The following is a 14470-nucleotide window of genomic DNA, read 5'->3' as shown; positions in this document are numbered from 1 at the left end:
GAAAGGGGACCGTTGAGTCCCTCCGCCCCGGCAGGCTTTCAGTCCCTCGTCTGTCAGCCCGGGAGCAAGCCCGGGAGCGAGGTCGGAAGCGAGGTCGGAAGCGAGGTCGGCCCCGCCCAGTCAGGAATCTCGCCCTGAGGGACCGAAGGGACTGATTTTGCAATAAGTGCTCATGCCTCCCACGGGGAGGTACGGGCGTGCGCTAGGCTCGGCCCGCTATAAGGGAAAGTCAGTCCCTTCAGTCCCTCAGTCCCTCGCGCGGGCCTACCTGACCAGGTAAAACGCTCGGACTCAGCTGGGGAACCCAATCCTGGCCACACAAGAGGAACGGACCGACGAACAGTGCAGCGCCCCGCCGACACCGCCTCGTCCGCAGGCGCGCAGCAGCCGGGCCCCGTGGACGTGGCCCGGTGGCTCGCAGGCCGTCAGTGGCCGGTCCATCCGCTCGCCCCAGGGCGCAAGACGCCGGCCGCCAACTGCGAGCAGTGCCGCGTCCGCAGTCATGAACCCTCGCGTTGCCCCTGCCATGCCCAAGGCAGGTGGTGTCACGGCTTCCACAGCGCGACGACGGACCTCGCCCTGATCGACGCCTGGTGGAGCCGTGAGCCCCGCGCAGGCGTCGGTGTGTCGTGCGGGCCGGCACACCTGGTCGTCCTGGACGTCGACGCCCACGCTGCTCAGGTCCCCGACCGTGATCGCCTCCTGCCGGGCATCCGTATCCCGGAGCAGGTCGACCTCGCTGGGCTCGCCTCAGGCTTCGACACGCTGGCGCTCCTGGCGGCCTACCGGCAGCAGCCGAATCCGGCTGAGGACGAGAACACCCTGCGGGTCCGCACCCCGTCCGGGGGACTGCACATCTGGTACGTCAACTCCCGACCCGCCGTCCGTTATCGCTCGTCCACGGGGTCGAGTCCCAGGACCGCGCTCGCGTGGCAGGTTGACGTACGGGCGCACGGCGGATACATCGTGGCGCCCACCACCCGTATCCCCGCAGGCGTCTACACGCCCCTGGGAGCAGTACGGGACCCTGCGCCCCTCCCCGAGTGGCTGGCTGCCGAACTGACACGCACGGGCCACGCTGCGCAGGCATCTCCCGTCCCCGTCCCCGTTCCGCGGTCGCGTGGACGTGCCCGGGTACGACGAGCCGGGGGCGCTCAGGCGTTCTTGCAGCCGCTCCTCGAGACCGTTCGTGAATGTGCGGCCCACGCCGAAGGCACGGGCTTCACGGAGAAACTCAACCGAGCGGCGTTCACAGCGGGAGGTCTGGCCGCAGCGGGGCACCTGAATCAGGCTGAAGCCCGCCAAGAGCTGGCAGAAGCCGCTCACTATGCTCGTCCCCACCAGAACCGCCGTAATGAGACGATCATCGACGCAGCCCTTTCCGCAGGCGCCAGCCGCCCGTTCCACCCCAAAGGACTCGCATGAGTAGCGCCGAGAGCAGCCGCTTCGATGCGGCCGCCGCCGCTCAGCAGATGCTCGACCTCGAGGGCGCAGGTCCCGCATGGGTTCCTCCCCAGCAGGTACAGGCGCCCGCCACGGCCGAGGCGCCTGCTCTGCTGCCGCCGATGCTCACCGACCGCGGCAACGCGAAGCTCTTCGCCCAGCTCTACAGCGACCAGTTCCGTCACGTCGAAGGCCTCGGCTGGTACTGCTGGGACCAGTTCAGGTGGAAGCGTGTGGGCGGCGAGAAGGCCGCTCTGTGGGCCGCGGGCGACATGGCCGAGCAGATGTCCCCGACCGACCCCCGTGGGACGTTCAGCGACCGTGAGATCGCCCAGCACCGCCGGCGCACCATGTCCACGAGCGGCATGAAGGCGCTGCTCCACCAGGCGAAGGCCGCGCCCGCGCTCAGTCTCGACCCCGACGTCCTCGACGGCGATGCCTATTCCCTGTGCACTCCCGCCGGTGTCGTCGATCTGCGTAACGGCCGTCTGCACAAGCCCGATCCGATGCGGGACCTCCACTCGCGCGCCACCCAGGTGGCGCCCCAGGCGATGCCTACCCCCCGCTGGCACGCCTTCCTGGACGACACCTTCGGCGCCGATGCCAAGGGCCAGGAGATGATCGACTTCCTGCACCTGCTGCTCGGTTACTCCATCACCGGCGATGTCGGCGCGCAGGTCCTGCCCTTCCTCTGGGGCAAGGGCGCCAACGGAAAGTCGGTCCTCCTGGACGTCATGATCCAGGTCATGGGGGACTACGCCGATGCGGCACCGCCCGGCTTCCTGATGGACAAGGGCAACTTCGCCGAGCACTCGACGGAGCTGACGGAACTGCACGGCCGTCGCATCTTCGTCTGCAGCGAGCTCAAGCCCAACGACAAGTTCGACGAGGCCAGGGTCAAGCTCCTCACCGGCGGGGACAAGATCAAGGCCCGCCGGATGCGGCAGGACTACTTCAGCTTCACCCCGACCCACAAGCTCTGGCTGCTGGGCAACCACCAGCCGGAGGTCGGCACCGGCGGGCACGCTTTCTGGCGCCGCATCCGGCTGATCCCCTTCGAACGCGTCGTCGCGGCCGACCGCAAGATCGACAACCTGGCCGGCGAACTCGTCCAGGAGGAGGGCCCCGGCATCCTGCACTGGCTGATCCAGGGCGCGATCCGCTACCTCACCAGTCGGGACCCGCTGAGCGGCCCGTCCTCCGTACGCCTGGCCACCGCCGCGTACGAGACCACCGAGGACCACATCGGGCGCTTCCTGGGCGAGTGCTGCCTGCGCCAGGGGCCGGATACCGGGGATCTGCGTGTCGAACAGGGTCTCCTCTACGCGACCTACACCGGCTGGTGCAGCTCGGAGGGGATCCGGGCCGACACTGCCCGGGCCTTCGCCGGCCGCATCCGGCAGGAGGTCGGACTCGCGTCTCCCGCGGAGATGCTGAAGTCCAGCGGCAAGAAGTACTACCCCGCTGTCGCGTTGCTGAAGGACGACATCGTCCATCCTGACGGACCGACAGGCGGACGCCCATGAGGAACCGAGGCCTCCTGCCCAGGATCCGGGCATCGTCTTACCATGGGAGTGTCCCGGATCACCGCACTGCCCGGTCCGCACCGAGTAGCCGTACGTACCACCACATCACCGACAAGGAGCTGCGTCCATGAGCTCGCTGCTGCATGAAAGCCAGCTCGCACACGAAGCGAACGTGGTGTGGCTGGAGGATCTTGACGACCTCGACTACGTCCGTCAGGCGCTCGACAAGAGCGCTCGTCGTGGCGGGAAGCCCCGTTACGCCCGTGACGGACGCATGGTCGGTTACGCGGAGCTCGACAAGAACGCCGAGGCCAACCCCGACAGCGGGCTCTACCAGCGCCGCACCTTCTTCCTTCTGCCTCACGACAGGCCGAACGAGCCGGAGGGCCTCTACAAGGAGGGCGCCCCGGGCGAGGCGGTCGACCCGCGCACCATCGAGCCGCGGCGGGTGGGGGAGAAGACCCCGCGCTCGCAGGGGAAGCGCAGAAACGAGATAGTGCCTTCCTGACGCAGCACAACCTCCCACCCCGGCCAAACAAGGAGAAGGCCCGCCCTTCCAGCCCCTCGCCTACACACTCGACCTCCTGATCCCCATCGGTGGTCTGGGGCAGCGCACGGCCTGGTACTGGTCGAACGACAGCCTCCAGTGGCTGGCCTATCTGCTGATCGCCTTCGGCTGGGTGCTGACGACCGCCATCATCGCGGGCGTCACCCGCACCCTGCAGAGGAACTAGTGCCGAGGCGGCTGAGTTCAGGCGTCGTCAGCAGATGACGACCTCGGGAGCGATACCAGCGGATCGCGGTCGCCGCTGTCTTGACCGGCGCGTCCTGGTCAGGGAAAGGACCGCAGCGGCGGCGCCTGCCACGTCACCGGGGGCTGGAGCAGGGGCGAGGGCTCGGGGCCGGGGTCATCGGTGTCGACGACTCCGGCGGCCGTGTGGCTGAAGTCGGCGGGCCAGCGGGTGTGCTCGCTGGCCACGGCGCCGGTGAGGCGTGCTTCGACAAGGCTGGCGGTGCTCAAGTCGGTGCCGCGCAGGTCGGCCATGCGGAGATCGGCGCGTCGGAAGACCGCGCCGTGGGCGACGGCCTTGCGGAGGTTCGCCTCGCGCAGGTCGGCCTCGGTGAAGTCGGCGTCACGCAAGTCGGTTTTGACCAGCTTCGCGCCCCGTAGGTCGGCCAGAGCGCAGCGAGCCCGGTGGAGAATCGCAGTCGTGAGGTCGGCGTGCCGCAGGTTGACCGAGACCAGGGACGCCTGGGTCAGATTGGCGCGGTACAGGGTCGCGGCCTCCAGGCAAGCGCGGTCGAAGTTGACCTCGGGGAACCAGAGTCCGTCGCAGTCGGCCCGGCGCAAGTCGGTGAGGCTGAGATTGACCCAGGACTGGTCCCGGTGCCGGCACAGCACGCCGAGCGCGGTCAGTGCCACCTGGGCGTCGGCGGTGCGGGTCTCCAGAGGTGCGATGTCGTTGATGGGCACGTCTGCCGCCGGTGCTTCCGGCCCGGCGGGTGGCCAGGGCAGGTGCGTACGCAGATAGGCGGCCTGGATGGAGATGATGGCCTCCCGGTCGCGGGCGGACTGCTCCGCGATCCGCCACAGCGCATGCAACCCGCCGATGCGCACATCCAGCTTGTCGCTGCCGAGCTGGTCGACGGCCCGGCTGAACCGGTCGGTGACGTAGCCCTCCTGGGTGGCGCGCAAACCGTCCTGACTCACCCGCAGTTGCCGCCAGGTGGCATACGCGCCGAAGAGCACGACCAGGCCGCCGACCACCTGCAGAAGCGTCGTACGGACATCGTTCACCGCCTTCAGCCGATCCTGTGCGGCGACGCTCGCCCCGGCGAGATCGTGGTCGACCACCACACCCGGCAGCAGGACGAACACTGCGCCCAGAACGACCAGCCCCGCCGCCCCGGCCAGCAGAGCCACGGCTGTACGACGCCTGACCAGCCCGTCGCGCCATGCCCGCCGCCCGCGGTCCGGTTCCCCCATCCCCATGGGAACAGGAGCTTAGGCTCCGCTCAGTAGACGATCAAGAGTGCTTTGGCACCGGCCCGTGACATGAGAACGACCGTGCAAGTGAAGCGAGTTGTACGCAGTGGACCGCTCCGCCGTCTCCAGAGCGATCCGCGAGGTCCGCCCACTGCACGTCAGTCAACGGCACAACCAGACCAACGATCAGAGACCGTCTTCCTGCCCAACATTCAGAAGATGCGCGATGTGGTCGTCACGAAGGCCGACCTCCTCATCTCCGGTTCCAGGTGGCGCCACTGATTTTCGAGTGGCGCCACATCGGCGCACCGTTTGGCGCAATGCTGTGAACAGCATCTTTGTCCTCTGAGGGCATCAAGCCGTGCGGCGAAGTGCCTTGCAAAACTGCATGGCGCCACATGTGGCGCCATATGACGCTCGACATGGCGCCATGGCTGTGTCATAGTTCTCGCATGGACCTCGCACCGTACGTCGAGCACCTTCGACAGGAACTCGCCGTCGCCGCCGAAACCGGTGGCGACGACGCTCGCGCCCTGGCCGAGCGGCTGACCGCTCCGCTGGAGTCGGCCGCCCGGCTCACTCTGCTCAACGCGCTGTCCGCGGCGATGGGCGAGGTGACGCTGGAGCTGGCGCCCGGCTCGGTGGACGTACGGCTGCGTGGCGTGGACCCGGAGTTCGTGGTCAGCCGACCCGAGCTCCGCGAGTCCGCCGACAGAACGGCGCCGCCCACGACGCCGTCGGCACCCGCGGCTTCGCAGCCGGAAGCGGCGGGCGCCCCGGAGGCGGACGAGGGCGGTACCGCCCGGATCAACCTCCGGGTGCCGACCTCCCTCAAGACCAAGGTCGAGTCGGCCGCCGCCCGCGACGGCCTCTCGGTCAACGCCTGGCTGGTGCTCACCCTGACCGCCTCGCTCGACGGCCCCGCCGCCGGCGCCCAGCGGCCGGTGATCGGCCCGGTCACGGAGACCGGCATCAGCCGGAGCTTCACCGGCTGGGTCTGACCGACCCGCCCTCCGCCTCACTCACCACCCCCACCAGCACGAATACCCGACGCAGTCGAAAGGACGGAACCGCCATGCCTTCTTCCGCCACCCATGAGCCGCAGTCCTTCAAGACCCCGGGTCCGATCACCGCCCAGCTGGAGGTCGGTTACGGAACGGTCCTGGTCCGGGCCGGCGGGCGGACCGAGACCACGGTCCTGGTCCAGCCCGGGAACGCGGCGAGCGACCGTGACGTCCAGTCGGCCGCCCAGACCCAGGTCAGCCTGACCGGCGGGCAGTTGATCGTACGAGGCCCCCGCGGCCGTAACCCGTTCAACAAGATCGGGGCGGTCATGGTCGAGGTCGAGCTGCCGGCCGGATCCGAGGTGCAGGCAACCACCGGACTCGGGGACGTGCACTGCGAAGGGACGCTGGGCGACGTCCACCTGAAGAGCGCGCTCGGGAACGTGACCGTGGAGCGGGCCGGGACCGCCGAACTCAGGACCGCGACCGGCACCATCCGCGCCCACCACCTGGACGGGAGCGCCGAGGTGCACGGCGCGGGCCGGGTCGAGATCGACTACGTGGGCGGCGACCTGACGGTCAAGAACATCAACGGCGAGACGGAGATCGGCGAGGTCCTCGGCGAGACGAAGGCCAAGTCGTCCAACGGCTCGTTCGCGATGGGAACCGCGCACGCCGGAGTCAACGTCCAGTCCGCACTCGGCGGGATCCGGATCGCCCGGCTCACTCGCGGCGTGATCGACCTGCGGACCTCGACCGGCGAGATCGAGCTCGGCATCCCCGAGACCACCGCGGCCTGGCTGGACGTCCACACCAAGGCCGGCCTGGTCCGCAGCGATCTGCCCACCTCCGACACCCCGTCCGACAAGCCGGACCGCGCGGAGGTCCACGCCAACACCTCGATCGGCAACATCACGGTCACCCGCGCCGCCTGACCACGAGGTCCGCCGGCGGGGAGATCCCTCCCGCCGCGCACCGGCCCCGATACCGTTCCCGCCCCTCCGCATAAGGGAAGCCGCATCCACATGTCTGTCATGAGCACTTCACTCAAGCCTGCCGCGATCACCACCGCCGGCCTCACCAAGTCGTACGGCGACAAGCCGGTCCTCAAGGGCCTGGACCTGACCATCGCCGAAGGCTCCGTCTACGCCCTGCTCGGCCCGAACGGCGCCGGCAAGACCACCACCGTCGAGATACTCGCCACCCTCATCGACGGCGATGGCGGCACCGCCACCGTCGGCGGCCACGACGTCGCCGGGGACGGGGCCGGCGTACGCAGCCTGATCGGCCTGACCGGCCAGTTCGCGGCGGTCGACGGCCTCCTCAGCGCGGAGGAGAACCTCCGGCTGATGGCCGACCTCTGTCACCTCCCGAAGGCGGAGGGCCGCCGCCGCGCCGCGCGCCTCCTCGAACGCTTCGAGCTGACCGAGGCCGCCGAGAAGCCGTCCTCCACCTACTCCGGCGGCATGCGCCGCAAGCTCGACCTCGCCATGTCCCTGATGGGCGATCCACGCATCATCTTCCTCGACGAGCCGACCACCGGCCTCGACCCGCGCTCCCGCCGCACCATGTGGGAGATCATCCGCGCCCTGGTCGCCGACGAGGGCGTCACCATCTTCCTCACCACGCAGTACCTGGAGGAGGCCGACCAGCTCGCCGACCGGATCGGCGTACTCCACGAGGGCAGGCTGGTCGCCGAGGGCACCTCGGACGAGCTCAAGGCGATGATCCACGGGGGTCACATCTCCCTGCGCTTCGACTCGGCCGCCGAACTGGAACGCGCCGCGGCCCAGTTCACCTCCACCACCCGCGACGACGAGGAACTCACGCTTCAGATTCCGTCCGACGGCACCGTCCCCACCCTCCGCGCCGTCCTGGACATCCTCGACGCGGCCGACGCCGCCCCCGCGTCCCTCTCCCTCCACACCCCCGACCTCGACGACGTCTTCCTCGCCCTCACCGGTGCGGACAAGAAGCAGGAGTTCGCCCGATGAGCACAGCGACCCCCGCCGCGACCGCCGCCGCCGCGATCGCCGCCCCCCGCCCCCGCAGCTACGCCGTCCGCGACGCGGTCACGATGTTCCGCCGCGTCATGAAGCGCGCGGTCCGCTACCCGTCCATCGCCGTCGTCATCGTGATGATGCCGGTCGTCTTCCTGCTCCTCTTCAACTACGCCTTCGGCGGCGCGCTCGGCGCCGGCATCCAGGGCCCGCAGCTCACCGGTGACTACATCGACTACGTCGCCCCCGGCATCATCCTCATGACCGTCGCCACCGGCTCCGTCGGCGCCGCCCTCACCATCTGCATGGACAAGACCGAGGGAATCGTCAACCGCTTCCGCACGATGTCGATCTCGCGCGGCTCCTTCCTCACCGGTCACGTCCTGGGCAACCTCGTGCAGACGGTCCTCGGCACCGTGGTCGTCACCGCCGTCGCACTCGCCATCGGCTTCCGCCCGAACGCCTCCTTCGTCGAGTGGCTCGCCGTGGCCGGCCTCCTGATCGCCCTGGCCACCGCCCTGACCTGGCTCTCCGCCGGCATGGGCCTGACCGCCAAGACAGTCGAGTCAGCCTCCAACCTCCCCCTGCCGATCACCTTCCTGCCCTTCCTCGGCAGCGCCATCGTCCCGACCGACACGATGCCCGGCGCCCTCCAGTGGTTCGCCGAGTACCAGCCCTTCACCCCCGTCAACGAGACCCTCCGCGGCCTCCTCATGGGCACCGAGATCGGCAACAGCGCCTACCTCTCGCTCGCCTGGTGCGCCGGCATCGGACTCCTCGGCTACCTCTGGTCCCGTACCGCCTTCACCAAGCAGACCAAGCGCTGACCTCGTCCCGCACGCAGCGCACGGGAGGGCGGCACCCCGCTATGGGTGCCGCCCTTCTCGCGGTGCGCGGGCGGGTCTTCCGACACTCCGAACCTGGCCCGCCCGTCAGGTGGAGAGGTCTCGTGCGTGATGACGTATGGCGCGCCGCCCACGGCGGAGCCGGGGCCGATGGGGGAGGGGCCTGCTGACGCGGGCACAGCAGGCCCGGTCGCACGGTGGCCTTACGTGACTGGCGGCAGCGGGGGTCTGTTGACGGCGCCCGGTGCGGGCAGCTGGGCGGTGGAGTCCGCGTACTTGAGGAGGAGGCGTGCGAACTCGAGTCGCTCGGCTTCGGGCCAGTCGCGGGTGATGAATTCGAATGCCTGCCGCTGCTGGTGGCGAAAACGGTTGAGGAGGGCGGTGCCTTCCTCGGTGAGGTGGAGCACGGTACGGCGGCCGTCCTGCTGCGAGGCCGCGCGGACCAGGTAGCCGTGCGAGATGCAGTCGCTCACCATGCGGCTGGCCACGGACGGGTCCACCAGGAGGTGGTCGGCAAGCCCGCCGACCGTCATCTCCGCATCCGCCTCGGCTGCCTCGTCGACGATGTTGAGGACCAGGTTGCGCTTGAGGTCCTTGGGTCCCACCGGGGGGTCGACCGGGGCCTGCATGGTGCGCCGCCTCAGCCGGGCGAAGGCCGTACCGACGGCATCCAGCAGGGCCTGGCCTTGCGGCATGGAGGCATCCGTATTGGTCACCCCCGCAGCTTATCGCATGTATCTGCAAGTTTGCAGCTACATGCGAGGTAGCAGCTACATGCTAAGACGCAGATACATGCAAGGTCGCATGGAATTGTAAGTTGCATTAATGTGGCCAACGCGGTGGGAGAAGAACTCGGCATCAGCGGAGCGACGGCCTGCCCGGAGGAGAGAGTCATGATCACAGCCATCATCAACGGCCGCGTGTTCGACGGTGAGCAGGTACTGGAGGACACCACCGTCGTGCTGAACGGCACGCGGATCGCTGCGGTCGGAGGTGAACCGCCCGCCGGGGCGGGCATCGTCGACGCCAGGGGCGGAACACTGCTGCCCGGCCTGCTCGACGCCCATGTTCACACCTCCGAAGAGGCACTCGCGCTGGCACTGCGGTTCGGGATCACCACCGAACTGGAGATGCAGGGCATGAACACCAAGCCCGGCCGCGCGCACATCACGGAGAACGACTCCCTCGCCGATGTCCGCTCCGCCGGTTTCGGCATCACTCCGCCCGGGGGCCACCCCAGCGAACTCATGCCGAAGGGTTTCAAGCCGGGAGGTCACAGTGAACCGGACGACCGGGGCGATCGGCCCGCGCCGCGCGAGATGCCCCTGATGCCGTTCTCCACCACGCCGGAAGAAGCCGTCGGCTTCATCCCCCAACTCGTCGCGGCGGGCTCCGACTACATCAAGTTCATGGTCGACGACGGCAGCGTCGAGGGCCACCCCGGTCTGCCCATGCTCGACCAGGCAACCCTGACCGCCGGTGTCGCCGAGGCCCACCGGCACGGGATGCTGACCATCGCCCACACCCTGACCGTCGATGCGACACGGATGGCGATCGAGGCCGGCATCGACGGCTTCGCCCACCTGTTCATGGACCGGCCGCACACCGTCGAGATCATCGAGCTCATCGCCGCCTCCAATGCGTTCGTCGTCCCCTGCGTCGTCCTGAACGCCTCCATGATGGGCATCACCGGCTCGTCCCTCACCGAGGACCCACGCGTCGGTTCACGCCTCGACGAGGCCTGGACGAACACCCTGAACAGCAGCTACGACCGCTACCCGCAAGGCAAGTTGGAGGACGTCCTGGCCTCGGTCAAGGCCCTGCACGACGCCGGCGTCGAACTCCTGGCGGGCACCGACGCGGCCCCCATGCCACTGCCGTTCCTGGGCGGTGTGGTGCACGGCGCCAGCCTCCACCAGGAGCTCCAGTACCTCGTCCGGGCCGGCCTCACCCCGATCCAGGCCCTGCGCGCGGCGACCCTCACCCCGGCACGCCGCTTCGGCCTGGAGGACCGTGGCCGCATTGCCGAGGGCCTGCGGGCCGACCTGCTGCTCGTGGACGGCGACCCCACCACCACGATCAGCGACACCCTCAACCTGCGTGACGTGTGGCGCCGCGGCACCCGCACCACACTCTCGGCCTCGTAGAAACCCGCTCCCGGCGAACGACCGCTGCCCGCCACGTCCTCCGTGGTGGGCAGCCGCCTTGTGGCCACGCACCCGGCCCGACGCCGCACGGGAACATGCAACGATGGCGACGGGGCCGGACGGACCTCCCCCGCGCGGGGGAGAAGGAGGCACGGGTCTCCTTCCGAGGCCGCATGGAGGCCCGTACCCAGGGGTGATGCCGGGGGAGACCGCGCACCGAGACGATAGTGAACATGACGACCACGCCACCCGCCACGGTCCTTCCGCCTCCGCCCCGTTGGGCCGTCCTTGCCGCCCACGCTGCCGCGCTGGTCACCCTGCCGTCCGGGGTCTGGCGCCTGCTCCTGGCTGCTGGCTTCACCGCCGGATACACCGAGGCCGGGTACGAGGCGATGGGCTTCACCGGCTGGGGCGCGGTGTACGTGGTCGGGCTCAGCGTGGGCGGAGAGCTGCTCGCGCTGCTCACGCTCGGGCTGGTCCGGCCGTGGGGTGAAGTGCTGCCGCGGTGGGTCCCCCTCGTCGGCGGCCGTAGGCCGAGCCCGCGCGCGAAGACCGTGACGGCGAGCCTCGGCGCCGCGGTGCTGACGCTGGTCCTCGCCCAGTTCGCCTTCTGGTGGGCCTTCCCCCATCCGGACATGACTCCCCTCGGCAGCACCATCGCCGGAATCCTCTACCTGCCGCTGGTCGCCTGGGGACCACTCCTTGGCGCCGTAACCCTCGACCACCACCGGCGGCGTCGCGCCGCAGGACTCTGACCGGTTCAGCGTCCGCGGACGGACGAACCCGGCTGCGCCAGGTTCCCCCTGCCGATGGGGGTACTGCCAGGGACTCTCACCGCGGGCGGCCTGCTCCTACGCTGGAGGTATGGACAACCGGGCGGAAATCCGTGCTTTTCTGAAGTCTCGCCGTGACAAGGTCACGCCTGAGCAGGCCGGTCTGCCCGTGTACGGCAATCGCCGGGTTGCGGGCCTGCGGCGGAGCGAGGTCGCGATGCTCGCCCCCCGCGCGGCCGGCTGTCCGGGCGGGCGTGCAGCGCATGATCGAGGCCATGGGGACGCTGCCGGCGTTCGTGGTCGACCAGCGTTTCGACGTCCTGCTGGCGAACCCGCAGGGGCGGGCGCTGTATGCGCCGGTGTTCGAGGACGTCGCCTGCGCCGGCAACACGGCCCGGTTCTGCTTTCTCAGCCCGGCGGCCCGGCAGTTCTACGTCGACTGGGATCAGATCGCCCGGACCGCTGTGGGTGCGCTGCGGGTGGCGGCGGCCAAGGACCCGTACGACCAGGAGCTGTCGAACCTGATCGGGGAGCTGTCGACGCGCAGTGATGCCTTCCGGGTGATGTGGGGTGCCCATGACGTGCGGGTCTTCCGGGACGGGACGAAGCGGTTCCGTCATCCGGCGGTGGGCCGGCTCGACCTTGATCACGAGACGATGTTCCTGGCCGCCGACCAGCAGATCGGCGTGGCTGTCTACAGCGCTGAGCCCGGCAGCATGGCCGAGGACGGCCTGAAGCTGCTGGCGTCCTGGGCCGCGACCGCGAAGGACCCGGTGTCCGGCGCGGTCGACGCCGAAAGCTGACCCGACATCCTCCGTGCTCCTGTGCTGCTTGCGGCGTATCTGTGCGCCGGGCAGTGCGAGCTGCGCATACGCGGGTGAGGGTCCCCGCTGTTACCCCTCATGACGCGGACTCCCACGTTGTCGCGGATCCGGGTTGCATGGTGAGTGCCGCAGTTCTGCGGCCGTCCCCGATGCAAGAGGTTCTTCTTCCCCATGTCTACGAAAAGGAAGTCCGGCTCGCTGCCGTTCGCCGTCCATCTGCTGGGCATCGGTGCCTTCCTGATGGGCACCACCGAGTTCATCATCGCGGGCATCCTGCCCGAGCTGGCCGCTGACCTCGGTGTCGGCGTCGCCCGGGCCGGACTGCTGATCACCGCGTTCGCGATCGGCATGATCGTCGGCGCCCCGGCGATGGGGCTGGCCACACTCCGCCTGCCCCGCCGCTCCACCCTGGTGCTGACCCTGGCCGTGTTCGCCGCCGGTCACGTGATCGCCGCGCTCAGCTCCTCCTTCACCCTGGTGTTCGCGGCCCGCGTGCTCAGCGCTCTGGCGACCGGCGCGTTCTGGGCTGTCGCCTCGGTCGTGGCCACCGCCGCCGCTGGTCCCGCCATGAGCTCCCGCGCCCTCGGGGTGATGGTCAGTGGTTCCGCCTTGGCCACCGTGATCGGCGTGCCTGTGGGCACCTGGGCCGGGCAGGCCGTCGGCTGGCGCGGCACGTTCTGGGCCCTGGCCGCCCTGGCCGGTGTCGCAGCGCTGCTGATCGGCCGCTTCGTGCCCGCCGACGAGCAGCGTACGACCGTGTCGGTCCGCTCCGAGTTCACCGCAGTGCGCCAGGGCAGGCTGTGGCTGTCGATGAGCGCCACCGCCCTGATCACGGGCGGCGCCATGGCCGCGTTCAGCTACATCACCCCGCTGCTCACCGAGCGGACCGGCCTCTCCGCCGGAGCAGTGCCGCTGGTACTGATCGGCTACGGCATCGGCGCCCTGGCCGGCACGAACCTCGGCGGACGGCTCGGTGACCGTAAGCCGCTGACCACCGTCACCGGGGCCGCCATCGGCGCCGCGCTCATCCTGCTGCTCCTGATCCCGCTGTCCCACCACGCGGTGCCGACCATCGTTCTGGTGGTGCTGCTGGGTGCGGCCGGCATGTCCGTGCCCCCGGTCGTCACCTCCCTCCGGCCACGCGACTGCGGACGGCCCCGGAGCGGACACCGCGCACGAGAGCGACGCCAGCCCGGCGGTGCTCTGAACGGACCCGGCAGGCGCCGCGAACGCCTCGGCCTCACCCGCCCACTGGGCGGCTCCCTGGAGAGTGGGCCAGAACCCGAAATCCAGCGGTGCTTCGTGGGATCAGCCGGTCATCCGAGGTCGTCGGGCAGCAGGGAAAACAGAACCAGGTCGGCTCGAGCTCCGCACACGAAGCCGGCGTTTCGCAAGTTGCCTTCGCGGTGGAAGCCGGCCTTGAGGGCGACTGCCTGGGACGCGGTGTTCTCGGCGGCGGCTCGCAGTTCCATCCGTTGGAAGCGCTGGTCGGTCAGGAGCCAATGTGCCAGCGTGCGGGTTGCTTCGGCTGCGATGCCCTGACCGCGCGCCCAGGGCGACACCCAGTAGCCGACTTCGCTCACCAGCGCTCGCCAGTCCGTCCTCTTCAAGCCGACCTGGCCCATCAAGCGCTTGGTGCCGGCGTCGGTGACGGCGAATTGGATGCCGTCGCCGCTGTCCCGCATCGCGCGTGCAGTGGTGGTGCACCAGGCGGTGGCATCGTCCAGCGTGTAGGGCTGGGGCAGCGGAAGCCATCGCTGGGTGAGGGAGTCCGAGCAGCTCGCGTGTGTGTCCGGGATATCGCTGTCGTCGAACGCGCGGAGAACCAGTCGTCTGCTGTGCAAAACCGTCTCGGGGAACATATCCGGCTCCGTCCGCACCCGGCCGACTGGTCCGAGAGACGGTAACAAGAGCCGGTGGC

General features: G+C 69.6%; 12 protein-coding genes and 3 pseudogenes. 12 read left to right on the top strand and 3 right to left on the bottom strand.

Annotated elements, in window-relative coordinates:
* Positions 1 to 402 precede the first annotated feature (402 nt).
* From ACIRD8_RS36145 to ACIRD8_RS36130, 4 genes and pseudogenes are all read left to right on the top strand, one after another.
* Complete coding sequence (locus ACIRD8_RS36145; protein ID WP_404001538.1) at positions 403 to 1425, top strand: bifunctional DNA primase/polymerase; 1023 nt, start codon at positions 403 to 405, stop codon at positions 1423 to 1425.
* Positions 1422 to 2969 (top strand): phage/plasmid primase, P4 family, encoded by a 1548-nt coding sequence (locus tag ACIRD8_RS36140; protein ID WP_404001511.1) that lies wholly within the window; start codon positions 1422 to 1424, stop codon positions 2967 to 2969. The genes ACIRD8_RS36145 and ACIRD8_RS36140 overlap by 4 nt, the downstream gene beginning before the upstream one ends.
* Positions 2970 to 3096: 127 nt before the next feature.
* A complete protein-coding gene (locus ACIRD8_RS36135; protein WP_404001508.1) occupies positions 3097 to 3477 on the top strand; it encodes a DUF6009 family protein in 381 nt (126 codons plus the stop codon).
* A 13-nt stretch (positions 3478 to 3490) separates the two neighbouring features.
* A pseudogene (locus ACIRD8_RS36130) lies at positions 3491 to 3703 on the top strand (oxidoreductase); the annotation flags it as partial.
* 98 nt (positions 3704 to 3801) lie between these two features.
* Here ACIRD8_RS36130 and ACIRD8_RS36125 read toward each other — a convergent pair.
* A complete protein-coding gene (locus tag ACIRD8_RS36125; RefSeq protein ID WP_404001505.1) occupies positions 3802 to 4962 on the bottom strand; it encodes a pentapeptide repeat-containing protein in 1161 nt (386 codons plus the stop codon).
* A gap of 446 nt (positions 4963 to 5408) precedes the next feature.
* On the opposite strand from ACIRD8_RS36125, the gene ACIRD8_RS36120 reads away from it, so the two are divergent.
* From ACIRD8_RS36120 to ACIRD8_RS36105, 4 genes are all read left to right on the top strand, one after another.
* Positions 5409 to 5957: a hypothetical protein gene (locus ACIRD8_RS36120; protein ID WP_404001502.1), complete on the top strand. Its 549-nt coding sequence runs from the start codon at positions 5409 to 5411 to the stop codon at positions 5955 to 5957.
* A gap of 74 nt (positions 5958 to 6031) precedes the next feature.
* Positions 6032 to 6895, top strand: coding sequence for a DUF4097 family beta strand repeat-containing protein (locus ACIRD8_RS36115; RefSeq protein ID WP_404001499.1), 864 nt, complete (start codon positions 6032 to 6034; stop codon positions 6893 to 6895).
* 90 nt (positions 6896 to 6985) lie between these two features.
* Positions 6986 to 7954 carry an ATP-binding cassette domain-containing protein gene (locus ACIRD8_RS36110; protein WP_404001495.1) on the top strand — a complete coding sequence of 323 codons (969 nt, stop codon included), beginning with the start codon at positions 6986 to 6988 and terminating at the stop codon, positions 7952 to 7954.
* Positions 7951 to 8787, top strand: a complete 837-nt coding sequence (locus tag ACIRD8_RS36105; RefSeq protein ID WP_404001492.1) for an ABC transporter permease — start codon at positions 7951 to 7953, stop codon at positions 8785 to 8787. The genes ACIRD8_RS36110 and ACIRD8_RS36105 overlap by 4 nt, the downstream gene beginning before the upstream one ends.
* 221 nt (positions 8788 to 9008) lie before the next feature.
* Here the strand turns inward: ACIRD8_RS36105 and ACIRD8_RS36100 are convergent, their stop codons facing one another.
* Positions 9009 to 9521 (bottom strand): MarR family winged helix-turn-helix transcriptional regulator, encoded by a 513-nt coding sequence (locus ACIRD8_RS36100; RefSeq protein ID WP_404001489.1) that lies wholly within the window; start codon positions 9519 to 9521, stop codon positions 9009 to 9011.
* Positions 9522 to 9698: 177 nt separating this feature from the next.
* Between ACIRD8_RS36100 and ACIRD8_RS36095 the strand changes: the two genes are divergently transcribed.
* From ACIRD8_RS36095 to ACIRD8_RS36080, 4 genes and pseudogenes are all read left to right on the top strand, one after another.
* Positions 9699 to 10952 (top strand): amidohydrolase family protein, encoded by a 1254-nt coding sequence (locus ACIRD8_RS36095; protein ID WP_404001486.1) that lies wholly within the window; start codon positions 9699 to 9701, stop codon positions 10950 to 10952.
* 233 nt (positions 10953 to 11185) lie between these two features.
* Positions 11186 to 11707: a hypothetical protein gene (locus ACIRD8_RS36090; protein ID WP_404001483.1), complete on the top strand. Its 522-nt coding sequence runs from the start codon at positions 11186 to 11188 to the stop codon at positions 11705 to 11707.
* 109 nt (positions 11708 to 11816) lie between these two features.
* Positions 11817 to 12528: pseudogene (locus ACIRD8_RS36085) on the top strand (transcriptional regulator).
* A gap of 192 nt (positions 12529 to 12720) precedes the next feature.
* Positions 12721 to 14091 carry an MFS transporter gene (locus ACIRD8_RS36080; protein ID WP_404001480.1) on the top strand — a complete coding sequence of 457 codons (1371 nt, stop codon included), beginning with the start codon at positions 12721 to 12723 and terminating at the stop codon, positions 14089 to 14091.
* Here the strand turns inward: ACIRD8_RS36080 and ACIRD8_RS36075 are convergent.
* A pseudogene (locus tag ACIRD8_RS36075) lies at positions 14016 to 14411 on the bottom strand (GNAT family N-acetyltransferase); the annotation flags it as partial. The gene ACIRD8_RS36080 and the pseudogene ACIRD8_RS36075 sit on opposite strands and share 76 nt — an antisense overlap.
* Between the last annotated feature and the right edge of the window lie 59 nt (positions 14412 to 14470).

The sequence above is a fragment of the Streptomyces sp. NPDC102451 genome (assembly GCF_044765485.1).
GTDB lineage: Bacteria > Actinomycetota > Actinomycetes > Streptomycetales > Streptomycetaceae > Streptomyces.
The sequence above is the reverse complement of the archived record's forward strand: the minus strand, read 5'-3'. Positions and strand labels throughout refer to the sequence as shown.